At 42.7% G+C, this 14,187-nt stretch carries 15 protein-coding genes; all 15 read right to left on the minus strand.

Annotated features, from left to right (window positions below):
• Positions 1–26 precede the first annotated feature (26 nt).
• On the minus strand, positions 27–2,093 hold the full coding sequence (gene fliD, locus ACOJQI_RS20110) for a flagellar filament capping protein FliD (RefSeq protein ID WP_421381438.1): 2,067 nt from the start codon (positions 2,091–2,093) through the stop codon (positions 27–29).
• A 13-nt stretch (positions 2,094–2,106) separates the two neighbouring features.
• Positions 2,107–2,475 (minus strand): flagellar protein FlaG, encoded by a 369-nt coding sequence (gene flaG, locus ACOJQI_RS20115; protein ID WP_421381440.1) that lies wholly within the window; start codon positions 2,473–2,475, stop codon positions 2,107–2,109.
• A gap of 140 nt (positions 2,476–2,615) precedes the next feature.
• Positions 2,616–3,740, minus strand: coding sequence for a flagellar hook-associated protein FlgL (flgL, locus tag ACOJQI_RS20120; protein WP_421381442.1), 1,125 nt, complete (start codon positions 3,738–3,740; stop codon positions 2,616–2,618).
• Between the two features lie 156 nt (positions 3,741–3,896).
• The gene (gene csrA, locus ACOJQI_RS20125; protein ID WP_421381444.1) at positions 3,897–4,118 is read right to left on the minus strand and encodes a carbon storage regulator CsrA; all 222 of its coding nucleotides are present in this window, start codon (positions 4,116–4,118) and stop codon (positions 3,897–3,899) included.
• A 4-nt stretch (positions 4,119–4,122) separates the two neighbouring features.
• Entirely contained in the window at positions 4,123–4,569 is a 447-nt protein-coding gene (fliW, locus tag ACOJQI_RS20130; protein ID WP_421381446.1) for a flagellar assembly protein FliW, read from the minus strand.
• An 86-nt stretch (positions 4,570–4,655) separates the two neighbouring features.
• Positions 4,656–5,534, minus strand: a complete 879-nt coding sequence (flgL, locus tag ACOJQI_RS20135; protein ID WP_421381448.1) for a flagellar hook-associated protein FlgL — start codon at positions 5,532–5,534, stop codon at positions 4,656–4,658.
• A gap of 15 nt (positions 5,535–5,549) precedes the next feature.
• The gene (flgK, locus tag ACOJQI_RS20140) at positions 5,550–7,139 is read right to left on the minus strand and encodes a flagellar hook-associated protein FlgK (protein ID WP_421381450.1); all 1,590 of its coding nucleotides are present in this window, start codon (positions 7,137–7,139) and stop codon (positions 5,550–5,552) included.
• 18 nt (positions 7,140–7,157) lie between these two features.
• On the minus strand, positions 7,158–7,649 hold the full coding sequence (locus ACOJQI_RS20145; protein ID WP_421381452.1) for a flagellar protein FlgN: 492 nt from the start codon (positions 7,647–7,649) through the stop codon (positions 7,158–7,160).
• A 61-nt stretch (positions 7,650–7,710) separates the two neighbouring features.
• A complete protein-coding gene (locus ACOJQI_RS20150; protein WP_421381454.1) occupies positions 7,711–8,148 on the minus strand; it encodes a YaaR family protein in 438 nt (145 codons plus the stop codon).
• Positions 8,149–8,246: 98 nt separating this feature from the next.
• A complete protein-coding gene (locus tag ACOJQI_RS20155) occupies positions 8,247–10,076 on the minus strand; it encodes a flagellin (RefSeq protein ID WP_421381456.1) in 1,830 nt (609 codons plus the stop codon).
• Positions 10,077–10,100: 24 nt separating this feature from the next.
• Entirely contained in the window at positions 10,101–10,523 is a 423-nt protein-coding gene (fliS, locus tag ACOJQI_RS20160) for a flagellar export chaperone FliS (protein WP_421381458.1), read from the minus strand.
• Between the two features lie 45 nt (positions 10,524–10,568).
• Positions 10,569–10,865, minus strand: a complete 297-nt coding sequence (locus ACOJQI_RS20165; protein ID WP_421381460.1) for an EscU/YscU/HrcU family type III secretion system export apparatus switch protein — start codon at positions 10,863–10,865, stop codon at positions 10,569–10,571.
• Entirely contained in the window at positions 10,862–13,372 is a 2,511-nt protein-coding gene (locus ACOJQI_RS20170; RefSeq protein WP_421381462.1) for a hypothetical protein, read from the minus strand. Before ACOJQI_RS20170 ends, ACOJQI_RS20165 begins: the two co-directional genes overlap by 4 nt.
• A 36-nt stretch (positions 13,373–13,408) precedes the next feature.
• Positions 13,409–13,672: a flagellar biosynthesis anti-sigma factor FlgM gene (flgM, locus tag ACOJQI_RS20175; protein WP_421381464.1), complete on the minus strand. Its 264-nt coding sequence runs from the start codon at positions 13,670–13,672 to the stop codon at positions 13,409–13,411.
• A 91-nt stretch (positions 13,673–13,763) separates the two neighbouring features.
• Positions 13,764–14,171, minus strand: a complete 408-nt coding sequence (locus ACOJQI_RS20180; RefSeq protein ID WP_421381466.1) for a TIGR03826 family flagellar region protein — start codon at positions 14,169–14,171, stop codon at positions 13,764–13,766.
• Between the last annotated feature and the right edge of the window lie 16 nt (positions 14,172–14,187).

A 14,187-nucleotide genomic window follows, 5' to 3' on the forward strand; every position in this document is an offset into this window, starting at 1 on the left:
CTCCCTTGCTTTTCTGCATTCTTATCTTACATTCCGCCGCTGAATTGCTGCATCAAATACGCCGATTGTTGGTTCGATTGCTGAATGGCCTTTTCCATCGCGGTAAACTGACGCCAATAGCGGTCCTCCACTTGTTTCATCCGGTCTTCAAAACGGGTGATCTGACTGTCGACATTTTTCAATTCTCTTCCAAGCATGAATTGCTGCTGAGTTGAAAAAGCACCGCCGGCTTTTTCCTTTAATTTATCGATCGTTTCATTTACTGAATCATAAAGACGGTGCACAATACCCTTTTGGGAATCAGAAGTCGCCTCACTGCCGCCTCTGAAAAGATTTTCGACTGACTGCGGATCTTCTTCTATCGCTTTTTTCAGTTGGGCTTCATTGATTTCCAGTTTTCCGCCTTCAAGATAGTTGGCGGTAGTGGTTATCCCGATACTCGAAAGCTGCTTGAAAATAGGGCTAACATTGGCATTATCAACCGGCTGGTAAAAGTCTGTCCTCATAGTGCTCAGCAGACCGGACAGCGTCGAATCTCTTCTTAATAAACCGCTTTTCGCTTTTTCTTCCCACTGTTCCTGCTGCTTGTCACTTAACTGTTCTTTCTGGTCGTCTGTCAGCGGTCCATAGGAGCGATAAAATTCTTCACCGGTCTTCTTGCTGATTTTATCGATGAGCTCATTGTACTTTTCAACAAAGCCCTTGATGTTGTTAAAAACATCTTCCGTATTGTTACTGACCGAAGTACTGACTCCGTTGGGTACATCCGTTGAGCTAAATGTCTGCTTAATTGTAAACGTGACGCCGTTCATCTCAAACGTGTTGGACGTACGTTCTGTCTTAAGTCCATTCACCTCAAACTCGACATTCGTTCCGCCGGTTTCAGTGGAAGAGCCAAACTTCATCAACTTATCCAGAAAATCACCGGAAGTAATTATTTCTGAACCATCTGTGTTGAAATTTCCCGTCTCGGTCCGCGTCAGCGTGGCCCGGTCAGCGAATGAATCATAATACATCGTCACCCCTGCATCCGATCCGTTTACTTTACTGATAGCTCCATTGAGAGATTCATTCCCGGCGATGAGGAAATTCACTTTTTTCCCGCCATCTTTATTAACAGTCTGCAGGGAGAAATCTGTGTAATTCTGGGTATATGTAACAGAGATTGGCAGGTTCGACTTTTCTTCTGTAAAAGTAATTTTACCGGTTTCTTTATTGATCATCCCGACAGAATTGGCAGTGTTCCCTACTTCAACTAACTCGGTATTTCCTTTGTCATCAGTTGTTCCTAAAGTATACTTTTTACCATCTATATCAAGAGTCAGAGTGCTAATTGACCCTTTGGCCAGTTGAAATTCTTTCACTGGATTGGTCGTATCAATATTCTGGGTCTTATCAACAGTTACATACTCCACAGTCACAGAGCTGTCTTTCTTCACAGTGCTGCCAAACTTAAGATTTCCATCCCCATCTACGAGAACTTGATTGCTTCCAAGCCCTCCAGTCGGTTCAGCCGTCAACACTTCAAACGATTTCCCGCTGACCTTGACACTCATCTTATCCAGATCTTTTAAGGTGCTTGTACCAATATCAATAGATAGAGACGGTCCATCTGCTGCCGCTTTGATTGTTTGCTTTTCAATGACACCTTGTGACCAAGTAAACCCTGACCCGTTAGCCAGCTTTGATGTCTGGTTGAACAGTCCTGCTTTTGCGTCCAGCTTGTTGTTTGGATTACTGGATAACTTGTCTGCAGGGTCAGTTCCACTAACTTTGGTAGCAGCGGTTGCCAGCTGTGTAACATTATTGATAGTGTAAGAAGCCTGTGACGCCCCGCTCGAAGCTGTTGCAGTGACTCTGCTTTCGTCCGTGGAGGCCGTCTGGCGCGCTCGGTACTTTGAAGTCAGCTTAAACTGTGTCAGTTCGGAACGAAAATCAAGAAGAAGCGTATTCATCGCCCGGTAATCATCCCGTTTCCATTCCAGCGTCTGCTTCTTCTGCTTCAACTTATCCAAAGGTATGCGCTCGGCCTTCATTAAATCCGCTACCAGCGAATCGATATCCATTCCGCTCGCCAATCCGCCAACTCTCATCTTTATCACTCCTTTAAATCTTTTTATCTACTAAAAGCCCGACGAATTCCGTCATGGCCGCATACATATCCAATACCTTCTTTGCAGGTATCTCTTTCACTACTTCATTCGATGTATTGTCCACTATTGTTACATAGTATTCCTTTAATTCTTCATGAAACTCAAACTTGATATGAGTGTTGGTAGCAGATAAAAACTCATTCATCCCTTTTACGACTTGTTGAACTTCCTCTTTTGTGACAGGCTCTTGGTGTTGATCTTTTGGAAGGTCAATGTTTTGGATTTCCTGAATTTTATCCGGTGTTAATTCACTGAGTTCTTTCTTAAAAGTAAATGATTGGACTTGGGAGTTTCCCCCGCTGCCTGCCACTTTTTCAATCATTTAATAAGCCTCCTAGAATTACTATTCTCTATGATAGTATCGGTCAGGAGTATAAATTGTTTATACTATTAGTAGAGTTAGTAGATAATAATGATAAAAAAGAGACCCTATCACTAGAGTCCCTTTTAAGTAATCTAATATTAACGTAATAATTGAAGTACACCTTGTGGGTTTTGGTTTGCTTTTGCAAGCATTGCTTGAGAAGCTTGAGCAAGGATACTTTCTTTTGTTTGGTTCATCATTTCTTTGGCCATGTCAACGTCACGAATACGGGATTCGGCTGCTGTTAGGTTTTCAGAAGATGTGCTCAAGTTGTTAATTGTGTGGTCTAGGCGGTTTTGCCAAGCACCAAGAGTTGCTCTTTGAGTTGAGACTTCTGCAATAGCTGAATCAAGTTTATCCAAAGATGTTTGAGCGTTCGCATAGCTATCTACTTTAATAACTGACTTGCCTACATCCAAGCCTGCTGCATCTGAACTCATATTTCCAATAGATATATCAAGTTTTTGGTTTTTATTTGCACCAATTTGTAGTGTTGCTTGATTGCCAGTAGTGTCAATATCTTTTGTACTTAATGCAAGACCAGTAGCCGATACATCAGTGTCTGCAGAGAAGGTTATTTTCAGTCCGACTTTATCAAAATCTAACGTGGTGCCTGCTCCAATATTAGTAGCATCTCCTACATCAATTGTCTGAACAACTCCACTGCCATTATCTACTGAAAGGTTATTCCCAGTAAGACCAAAAGTTAATGTTGCTCCAGAGGTAACACCAGAAACATCTATAGTCGCACCCGCACCTGTTAATCCTGCCTCTGCAGAACCAGTGCCGGCAGCCTTAACACCTAAACTTCCAGTTAATAAATTTTTACCATTAAACTGAGTCGTTGATGCAATACGATCAACTTCTTCAATAAGTTGATCTAACTCTGTTTTAATCGCTGCTCTATCTTCAGGTTGAGTTGTATCGTTTGCACCCTGCACAGTTAATTCTCTCATGCGTTGAAGAATATCATGTGTTTCAGTTAAAGCACCTTCAGCTGTTTGGATTAGTGAAATACCATCTTGAGCATTCTCAGATGCTTGATCTAACCCTCTAACTTGTGCGCGCATTTTTTCAGAGATTGCAAGACCTGCTGCATCATCTCCTGCCTTATTAATCCGTAGACCAGAAGCTAACTTCTCCATTGAATTAGCCATACCTTTGTTTGCTGCACCCATTTGGCGGAACGTATTAAGGGCTTCAATATTATGATTAATTCTCATTATAAAATTTCCTCCTTGAATATAGAGTCCACATCCTTGTGAACTGCTTAAGTATTAGTTTGCAAAAGAACAACTGGTCGGCCGCCCTGCCATTCTCTTGCTTACACTAGTAATATCGGCACCCTTCGGCCAGTTTTAATAGTTTCAGTTAAAAATTTATTCTTTTTTTGGTAAAAGATTCAAGAGGTTCTCTATGCCTTTTGATGCTTCAGCATTTTCTTCCTGGATGGACAGGTAGATTTCTGTTCGGTGGATTTCAATGTTTTTCGGAGCGTTGATACCCAGTTTGACTTGATCACCTTTTATAGAGACGATACTGATTTCGATGTCATCCCCTATTTGAATGGCTTCGCCTGCTTTTCTTGTTAATACCAGCATCTCCTCACCCCTTCTGCCCGGCATGCTCTGGCTGAGCAAAGATTGTGTGTTTGGGCTTGTATTCAGTGTTGTTAAGGATGACTTGCTTGGCTTTGTTCGTTGCTAGGTTGATAATAATCGGTGCCTGCAGGTTTGCGGTTGACTCATGCAGAAGCTCTTTAATTGTCAGAATGCTGAGTACCTGCACCTCTTCCTCAGAAGGGCTGCCAAGTTGTTCAACGGTCGTCGTGTCCAGTGTAAAGTCATAGTCTTTGAAAAAGGTAAAAGGACTTGCAACCACAAAGCCCAGTTCTGGTGTTTTCATTGATTGCAGGATGTGAAAAGCGGTTTCCGGCAATGGCAGTAAGGTGAATTGTTTTTCTTCCAAGAAGCCTGGTATTCCGTGGTCAAAGGTTAGTACATCTTGAGGCTGTACCTCTATTTCTCCATGATATTTCGTTAAGATTTTCATGTTTTCATTCCTTCTTTTTAAATTTCAATCTATGTTTAAAGGACTGTCCTCTAATAAGTACAGTCCTTTATTAAACTAATATGAAGTTATCTTAAGAAGTCCATCAATGTGGGCTGGATGATCCTTGCCCCGACACTTAATGCTGCCTGATGGACACTTTCCTGTGCCCTTAAGTCTGTGATGACCCTTTCGATGTCGGCATCTTCGTTATCGGATATGATTTGGTTCGCCATGACTTCTGTTTTAGTCAGGCGGTTATCTATCATTTCCAAACGGTTGTAGCGGGCTCCTGTTTCGGATCTTTCTGCTTGTAATGAGCCGATTTTGCTGTCTAAGTTCGTTAGAAGCTTATCCATCTTATGAGCGCTATAGTCTTTGTGGAAGGTTTGTTTAATATCTTCCAAGGCTGTGAAAAGTTCCTGGCTGAATACTTGACCGGCATCGATATTCGCTTTTAAATTCAGCCCCTGTGAAACCTCCACAAGATAGTCTTCTGTATTCATAGTAACAACCGGCGGTTCCCCATGGGTTGCCGGGGGAGAATCTACGTTGGTCCCATTGAAGATATAGCGTCCAGCCACTTTTGTATTGGCGACTTCCACTAAATCCTGTTTGATCTGCTCGATTTCCTGAGAGATGGCTTCACGGTCCTGATCTCCGTAGGTATCATTTTTTCCCTGGATGACAAGTTCTCGGACCCGTTGGAGGGCATTGGTGGCATGCTCCAGCCCTGCTTCAGAATGGTCCATCCACAGATAGGCTTCGGAGAGGTTTCGCTGATACTGCTCATTTTCAGCGAGGTTGGAACGGTAGTACATGCCTTTCATGGCCACCACTGGATCCTGGGAGGGACGGGTGATCTTTTTCCCTGTTGCCAGCTGGTCCTGGTAATCCCCGAGTTTTTCATAGCTTTTGCTTAAGTGACGCAGCGAGTTAGACGCAAGCATACTTTGTGTTACGCGCATTGTTTATCCACCTGCCTATCTTCCAGCGGTACCCATACCGTTGATGATTTTATCGAGTAATTCGTCTTGAAGGGAAATCATTCTCGCTGATGCGTTATATGCATGCTGAAACTGAATCATATTGGTCATTTCTTCATCGAGTGAAACAGCGCTAGTGGACATCCTTCTTTCTTCAACCGCCTGCCTCAGGGTGGCGCTGTTATTGGTAAGACGGACAGCATTCTGTGTATCGACCGCCATGCCCCCGATTAGGACTTCATAATAGTTCCTGAAGTTGGACATTTGCGAGTTCTGTCCGTAGTCAAAGTCCTTGTTGATGACTTCTGTCAATTGAAGCAATACGCTGGAATCTCCCGTTGTTGCTTCCTCAGGGTTTGTCCCATCCGCGTTCGCTATATTATCCAAGCTGGACTTGACTTCGTCTGAAAGACCGATTCTCTGTGCGAAGCCCTTTCTGTCAGCTGGGGTCAAATCATTGGACCCGCCGTTTACAAAGAAAAGAATGTCCTCATTGATTGGGTTTCTCTCGCCGTTTTCATCCACATTATTAATTTCATTGGGGCTCATCCCTGCCGAATGGATTTTATTGAATTCCGTGGCAAAGGTGAATGCCAGATTATCCAGTTCTGCCATCATATCAGGATAGGAACCTTGTGTATTTCCATCCTTGTCGATGTAGCCAAAGGATTCGATCAACCCTTTTAGTTTCCCATCGGAATTAAATTTTTCCATCGTGTAGCTCTGGCTTCCGACAGATATGCTTTCCACATTAGCATCTGGCACGGATGCAGACATGTTCACCTTGATTTCCTGATATCCTTTTCCGTGCACGAGGTTGGCATACGGGACATTATTGCTGCCCACTAATGAGATAAGGGCTTTCCCTTCAGCCAGGGGATTTGCGTTCCCTCCGGATGGCTCATAAGAAACTTTGATGTTCACCAGCTTGGAAAGGTCATCAATCAGACGATCCCTTTCATCATATAAATCATTGGGGGTCATACCATGTGGCTCAACATCCCCTATTTGCTGGTTGACATTATGTATCTGCTTTAATAAGGAGTTTACTTCCTTTTCCGTTACCCCGATTTCATTTTTCAGATCCTGCCGGATGGTAGACAATGAGTTTGATAGATACTGAAATGTCTCTGCAAGAGCCATCCCGCGCTGCCGGACAACGGAGCGGGCACCTGAGTTCTTGGGATTGACCGCCAGATCCTGCAGGGACTGCCAGAACATATCCATTGTTTTGCCGAGGCCTGAATCTGATGGTTCATTCATGATTTCTTCCATCTTCTTCAGGGATTCCGCTTTTGTTTCCCAATACCCCAGCTTGTTATTTTCTCCTCTGTATTGGACATCCAGGAACGAGTCCCTTATCCTTTGGACTGATTCAGCCTGAACGCCGGTACCGATTTGACCCGGAATTTGAGGCTTGTTCATTGCCGGTGGTGGATAGGTTTCTGTTTGTTCAAAATTGACTCTCTGCCTTGTAAAACCAGGTGTATTGGCATTCGCCACATTATGCCCTGTCACTTGAAGGGCGCTTTGCTGGGTGTACATGCCTCTCCTGGCCGTTTCCAGCCCTTGAAAAGTTGCTCGCATGATTATTCCTCCTTCCTTTTATGCTCTTGAATTAAAGATTGGGCGGTTGCTCATCCCGATTTCATCGCCGTTAAACGGGGAATAGTTTCCGGGGTCTTGCTGGCCAACCAGTAAATCCAGGTTCAAGTTTACAAACTGAAGAGACTGCTGCAGCAGCTCTTGATTCAGTTCATTCCGTTTCTTTAATTCTTCTGTGACAAGCAGCAGCTCCGTTTGCGCAGAGCGCAGTTCATCTTTTTCCGAAGCGGGTACCGACTCAATGATAGCTGACAGTGTTACAGGGAGCGGGACCCCCTGCTCTGAAGCAATCAGGTTTTTAATAGATTCAGAGTTATTGTTTAATGCTTCAATTGCTTTTATATGGCTCAGTTCATTTTTCATCAATTGTCCTAGAGCTTCTGCATCTCCGATTTTTAAGATATCCGTCTTATTCAAAGCAAGCTGATAGAGGCTTTTCTGCAGCTTGACCATTTTCTCTAACAGCTGACCAAGACTCTTTACGTTCGACATTCTCTACACTTCTTTCATATAAATGATCACTGTTAGTTATATCGGTTGATTCTCTAAGAAATTAAGTGTAAATATTAATTAACAGTCCCTGGACTTCTCCGACCATGTTCAGGATATTCAGGCCTTTCTGTTCTTTTTGCAGGACTTCATTCGTAAGGTCGACAAGTTTCCAGTCCACTTCCTTGACGATTTTATAGACTTTTGTGCGTCCACGCCTGTTGAAGCCTCTTTGTTCCTCCAGCTGCAAGGCATTGTTGACCGCTTCTTCCAGAAGGTTTTTCACCATCTTTTTATATCTTTTTAAATCCTCTACTGTTCTTGATTCCACCAGGATTTTTCCTTGTGTCTCTATTTCTTTTGCCATGTTTGCAAATTTATCATAAAGAGCTGTTTCTCTCTTTTTTGACATGACCTCTGTAAAAGAGACTGATTCTGTAGCTGTCTTGGCCTTCTTATCTATCTTATTTAATCCGGTTCTCCCAATCTTTTGTACGTCCATGTTTACCACCTCAGTTAGGCTTTATAGAGATAATTCTATAGGAACTGCTGCCAAGAAAAAAGAGGCAGGCCAAAAGTTTGACCCGCCACCTGCTTTAATTATTTCAATAATTGAAGGATTCCCTGAGGCAGCTGGTTTGCTTGGGACAGCATTGCTTGTCCAGCCTGGTTCAGGATATTGTTTTTTGTAAATGTAGTCATTTCCTTTGCCATGTCTGCATCCCTGATCCGAGATTCCGCTGACGTCAGGTTTTCATTTGCAGTAGTCAGGTTTGTGATCGTGTGTTCCAGACGATTTTGGATCGCCCCCAGTTCACTGCGCTGTTCTGAAACAAGCCTGATGGCATTATCAATACGGGAGATTGCCATTCTTGCTGCTTCAGAGGAACTGACATCGACCCCTTTAACAGCATTGATTCCCGTACCGAGGAATGATCCGTCAGCACCGCGTGCTAATCCTAGTTTCCCTGCATCCATGACACTCAGTGACAATTTGAGTACTTCAGAGTCATTTGCCCCGATCTGCATGTCCAGTTCAAGATCTTTGTTTTTATATGCTTCAAAGTTCACATCTTTCATGCTGATGTCCAGGCCGTTTGTGCTTCCGTCATCCGTTCTGTTCGTTGATAGGACAAGGGTATTCCCTACGACATCAAAGCTGCTTAACCCTTCCACAACACTAGGTTTCTCACTTTGGGCTGTGCTCAATACAGATTTGATGCTATCCGCAATCTCAAATAGATCTTTTCCTTTAATATCTAGTGTTGCACTCGGTCCGCCGGTATATCCTGCCTGAGGGGAATGAGAAAATCTGATCGTCAACCCTTCAATTTTCAACTCGTCACCTGCGTATGGCACTTCATCGCTTGCGGTAGGCAGGCTTCCGAATGTTAATTGAGTAGATTCAAAAATAGCTGATGTCGGCTCTCCTGTTAATGTAGTAGCAGGAGTTGTCGTTCCCGGCTCATAAGCTTTAACTGCAGTAAAACCTGACAAGTCAAGACTGATTTCTTTCCCTTCAGCAACTGACATATTCTTGGAAGATGAAAGAATCAATTTCCCTGAGATTGGACTCCCTTCTGTTAGACCATCAGAGTCCGTTGCTGTCATAATAGTTGAATTTAAAACAGGATTTGACGGATCATTGAATACTGTATCGTTAGCCTCAACGGCCCCTTTTAGAGAGGTCATTAAACTGTCTATATTGCTGGATATCGCATTATCAGTCAGGGGCTCCTGCCAATTTACTTTTACTGCAATATTTCCATTCACCGTTATAGATGTTGGATTTGCTGAAGTTACAACTTCATACGTCTTATTATTGATTGTAAATGTCTTGCCTTCAATTTGGGATGGAGTAGTTGTGTCTGATAGACCACCCACCGCCTCGTCAAAAACTAATTCAATACTAGCTGGTTCAGAAGGGGGAGCGGAAACGGTGCCGTTCCAGGTTCCATTATTCGTATAATCAATTTTAGAGGAATCCACACTGGCAAACGCATGTCCTTTTTCTGAACCGCTGAACAACTTCTTCTGGTTGAATTGAGTCGTGTCCGCAATACGATCAATCTCAAAAGTCAACTGGTCGATTTCATTTTGGATTGCTGTGCGATCCTGTTCTTCCAATGTCCCGTTTCCTGCCTGAACAGCCAGTTCCCTCATGCGCTGCAATATTTCATGTGTTTGGTTTAATGCACCCTCACCTGTTTGGATCAAGGAAATCGCATCGAGGGAGTTTCTTTCTGCCATTCCTAAACCACGGATTTGAGAACGCATTTTTTCAGAGATCGCAAGACCTGCAGCATCGTCAGCCGCACGGTTGATACGAAGGCCTGATGAAAGTTTTTCAAGGCTCTTTGAAGTCTGCCCCATCGTTTGAGAAAGGTTTCTGTATGCATTTAAGGCTTGTATATTGTGATTGATCTTCATCTTTATATCCTCGCTTCTGTTCTTTTATTTATCGTATACCATGACGTTTTTTTCGTAGGCATTTGCTTTCTGTGTCATTCTTTTAAGAGGCTGCTTTGGTTTTCTCATAGAAGTTCTCCACGAGTCTGCCAATTCTCCAGTTATTTGGATGACTTCTTCGAGAAGAGTAACGTCTTTCGAAACATTTGCCTTAATGATTAGCTCGGACATATAGTTATAAAGTGCGTCCAGCTGGTCAGCTATGATGCCGGCCTCATAATTCAGCCCTGCACCTAATCTCTCTAGAATATCATTGGCTTTTTGCAGTTTTTCATTGGAATCTATTAATTTTTTTTCATTAATATCTGTAATGGCGCCTTGGACATTCGCTATTAAAGCTTCATATAGTAATGCCGTGATTTCCTGCGACGACTTCTGGTAGATAAATTCTTTTGTAAGTAAATTCATGTGCTATGTACCTCCCTTATCTATATCGGTGGGAAATTTTGTTTGTTAATACTCATTTTCCATTTCTTCAATTAAAAGTAAGATTTCCGCAATGACTGAATACAGCTGGGGAGGTACATTCTCTCCTAGGTCAATATCCAGGAGACTCTGGACCAGGCTGGAATCCTCCTGCATCGATACGTTGTGTTCTTTTGCAAGTTCCATAATTTTTGCGGCTATATGCCCTGAACCTCGCGCGACGACCTTCGGAGCCTTTTCTTCCGACTCATCATAGCGGATGACAGCGGCAGTAGGACCGTTCACGTTTCTTCTGTTTTTTTGGTTATAGTAGATAGAATTCATATGGTGAAATCATATCCTTTCTCGGTCATTCCTGTTACTGCTCCCTTATGAGGCGGTCTCCGTAGTTCCTTGGTCTCTTCATCAGGTTGTTTCGTCAGCTTGGAGAATTGTATACTTCCAATTTTGTATCCGATTCCCTCCAGCCGCTTTCTGGCAAGATCAGCCACCGGCTCCATCCTTTTCTGAAAACCGTCACGGTCATTTCTTATTTGTACGGATAGCGTACGATCAACTGAGCTTAGCGCAATGCCGACCTCTCCTAATTTCTGTGTTTCTATTAAAAAGTACAAATTGCAGTTTTCCCAATCCACCTTTTGCTGGGGATTCTTCGAGTTGATGTACACTTTGACATCTTCCACTTGGTCTTTTAACAGCATCGGCAGGGTAAACATCAGGTTCTGCAATCCGGAAGAATCGTTTTTACTGATTAATTGCTGGCCAGTTAGGTTTTGAAGCAGCTGATCACCTTTTGCAGTTCCTTGGAATTCTGAATCAGACTGATTAAACTTCATCAATATATTCTTCAATGACATTTGAAGATCTTCTTTTGCTTTACCGTTCTGCACGAGTGACTGTGCGTGCTCCGACTCATGAGTAAGGCCCAAACTTCGTAAATATTCGAAGGTTTGCCTTGCTGACGGTTCATGGGAAACGGCTTGAACAGAGTGTTTGATGTTCTCACTAAATCTGCCTGACAAAGGCATTGGTTCATATTGAAGAATCTCTTTTGATACAAAATGCTTTACCCGGACATCCGATGGCTTGAAAATCATTTTTTCCACGTTTGTTTTCACTTCATGGACAATCTTATGGGCACTTGAATAGTCGCCTTTAGCGAGCAGCTTCTTCGCCTCTGCAAGACGCGAGCTTGCCATTAAGAGGTCCTTTTCTGTTTTCATGTCTGTATAAAGCATGAAATCACTTTTCAGTATGGCTTGATCCAATTGTTTGATCGTGTTTTCCAGCATGGGCCTGGCCGTTATGGAAGCACGCTGTTTGGACTGTTGGATCATTTGCTGAACACTTTGCAGGTTCCTGGATATATCATTCTTGAATTCTTTAAAGTCCATCGCCATTTGAGATAATTTCTTCGTTATTGTGTTTACGATGATATCCTTTGACTGGACTGGAATCATTGAGAGTATTTCATCGTTTAATGTGTAGGCTTCGGCTTGCTGCTGAGGTGGAGTTGAGGCGATTGCTGCCTGATTTTTACCAGCTTCCTGCTTTTCTATGCTGCCTAGCACTTTCAGCACTTCTTGTCTCGCAACGAGTTCTTTCCCGCTTTGAAATAATGCACCTGCCTTACCAAGGACATGTATCACAGCAGATTTTTGGGAATCGGACAAAAAAGAGGACCGAACCACATTTTCTTCAATAGTATTAATGACTCTATTAAAGTCGGGTTCTTTCTGAACTGCTTTTATTTGCTGCTGCAGTAGTTTATGTATTGGCTGTTCTTCAGACCTTTTAATATCACTAGATTCTCCATCACTTGTAAAAAGGACATCCAATTTCATTGTCAGATTTGCTTTTAGATTTGTTAGTTTAACAGCATCCTTCACGAGTGATTCTGCCGATTCGGCTTCACCTTCTGTAGGCATCAGTTTATTTAACTGATGGACAACGCCTTCTATATCAGCGCCCTTCGATAAAAGGCCTTCTAATTCCGAAAGCATTTGAAGATTACCTGAGGTTTTCATAGTTTTCAGCAAGGCATCTATGGCTTGTTTTAACCTTTGGATGGCTGCTCTATCAAGTTTGCTGATAGTATTGATTAGTTCCTCTGCCTCCTGCTGCTGAGAAGATCCTTCTGGAAACGAGATTTTGGCTTTCTGAATCAACTGGTCAATATCCGATTGGGTTTTCACCCCTTTAGAAGCTGCTTCCCTGTCCTTTTGGATTGTGTCACTGACTGAACTCCAGTCGAACTCTGGGTCTGCAGATTTCAGGAGAGTGTCAAGCTGCTTAGCAACCCCTTCTCCATGCAAAGCCTGGTCAACTGATTTAAGTGTCGATGGAGTGATGTTTATCTGCTTTTTGGCCAGCATGTCAAGCGTTTCAATCTTCTGGTACTCTGTTCTGTTTGTATACTCAATATAATTTTTTATATGGGTTAGTGACTCTCTGCTTATTTTAATCCCTTTACTTAAGAGCCGATCTATTGCGGCTTTCATTTCATGGGAAATGTTTATTTCATTTGTAAACTTAATGGACTGGCTTTGGATTTGCGTTCTGTTTTCCGCAACGGGAAGAGGAGACCGCTCAATGATTTTCCCGGAAGGAGGTTGAGTTTGGGGATCTTTGATTTGAATTTTGATTTTTTCATTAGCTGCAAACTCCCCTTGAAGCTTCATCCTGATCTCCTGTCCTTTGATATTGACTACAGCTTCATTATTAGGGAGTTTCTCCTTTACGATAGCAGAAGAAATATCCCCTTCTTTTAAAGAAAGGGATTTAGGATCAAAAGGGCTGGATGAAACTTTCAGATCATGATGAATTTGCATAACGTGTTCACGCTCCGTAAAAGAACTTCTTTAGGATCACTGCTGCTTGTAAAAATTTTTCAGGCTTTTAGCTAGTTCCTGATGATTCACTTTGTAGGTTCCATTTTCTACTTGGACTTTTAGGTTTTTCACCTTTTCCTGCCGCTCGACGTTAAATTGATTTGCGATTTGCATATCTTTTGCTTCAGAGGAAATCTCCACTTTATCTGAAGGCTTATTGATGGATTTTGCTTGATCGATTTTATTAAGCTGCTTGTTATATGGATTCAATCTCGGAGTATTAATATTGTTGATTTTCATAAAACCACTCACTTTCTCTACGGTTCCTAATTATTATATCGGAGCGGGCACCGGATTGTTTAGTATGGGGTCTCTGGGCGTTTTTTCCTAATTATTCCCGTTCACCAGCTGAGTAGTAGGTAGCCTGCTTTTTCTTGTTTTTAAATTGCTCTTCTGAGGCTAATCTTTGCAGGTCAGTCGTCAGCTCGTTTGTACATCGTTCGCAAAGTTTCCCCTTCGGTATAATTCTTCCACATTTATCACACGGATAACCCATGTTCGGGAAATGGGCTGTTTGGAGACGGCCTTTTCGTACCCATTTGTGGATGAGTTTTTCTTCTACCCCTGTTACCTCTACAACTCGCTCAATGGAAGCAGCCCTGTTTTCCCGCTTTCTCAAGAATTGATACACTTCTTCGTATTTCTTTTCTTCTTCCCTGTAACAGTTTTCACATGTATCTCGGAATTGGCTTTTTATGAAAAGTCCGTTGCATTTTGGGCAATTTAACAGTTCTGACATGGTTCTTCTCCCCTCG

The organism is Bacillus salacetis, from assembly GCF_049177075.1.
Taxonomy (GTDB): domain Bacteria; phylum Bacillota; class Bacilli; order Bacillales; family Bacillaceae_B; genus Rossellomorea; species Rossellomorea salacetis_A.

Bases quoted from the DNA above. Each gene is read 5' to 3' on its own strand.
- fliD (WP_421381438.1), bottom strand. From the start codon at position 2,093: ATGAGAGTTGGCGGATTGGCGAGCGGAATGGATATCGATTCGCTGGTA.
- flaG (WP_421381440.1), bottom strand. From the start codon at position 2,475: ATGATTGAAAAAGTGGCAGGCAGCGGGGGAAACTCCCAAGTCCAATCA.
- flgL (WP_421381442.1), bottom strand. From the start codon at position 3,740: ATGAGAATTAATCATAATATTGAAGCCCTTAATACGTTCCGCCAAATG.
- csrA (WP_421381444.1), bottom strand. From the start codon at position 4,118: ATGCTGGTATTAACAAGAAAAGCAGGCGAAGCCATTCAAATAGGGGAT.
- fliW (WP_421381446.1), bottom strand. From the start codon at position 4,569: ATGAAAATCTTAACGAAATATCATGGAGAAATAGAGGTACAGCCTCAA.
- flgL (WP_421381448.1), bottom strand. From the start codon at position 5,534: ATGCGCGTAACACAAAGTATGCTTGCGTCTAACTCGCTGCGTCACTTA.
- flgK (WP_421381450.1), bottom strand. From the start codon at position 7,139: ATGCGAGCAACTTTTCAAGGGCTGGAAACGGCCAGGAGAGGCATGTAC.
- ACOJQI_RS20145 (WP_421381452.1), bottom strand. From the start codon at position 7,649: ATGTCGAACGTAAAGAGTCTTGGTCAGCTGTTAGAGAAAATGGTCAAG.
- ACOJQI_RS20150 (WP_421381454.1), bottom strand. From the start codon at position 8,148: ATGGACGTACAAAAGATTGGGAGAACCGGATTAAATAAGATAGATAAG.
- ACOJQI_RS20155 (WP_421381456.1), bottom strand. From the start codon at position 10,076: ATGAAGATCAATCACAATATACAAGCCTTAAATGCATACAGAAACCTT.
- fliS (WP_421381458.1), bottom strand. From the start codon at position 10,523: ATGAATTTACTTACAAAAGAATTTATCTACCAGAAGTCGTCGCAGGAA.
- ACOJQI_RS20165 (WP_421381460.1), bottom strand. From the start codon at position 10,865: ATGAATTCTATCTACTATAACCAAAAAAACAGAAGAAACGTGAACGGT.
- ACOJQI_RS20170 (WP_421381462.1), bottom strand. From the start codon at position 13,372: ATGCAAATTCATCATGATCTGAAAGTTTCATCCAGCCCTTTTGATCCT.
- flgM (WP_421381464.1), bottom strand. From the start codon at position 13,672: ATGAAAATCAACAATATTAATACTCCGAGATTGAATCCATATAACAAG.
- ACOJQI_RS20180 (WP_421381466.1), bottom strand. From the start codon at position 14,171: ATGTCAGAACTGTTAAATTGCCCAAAATGCAACGGACTTTTCATAAAA.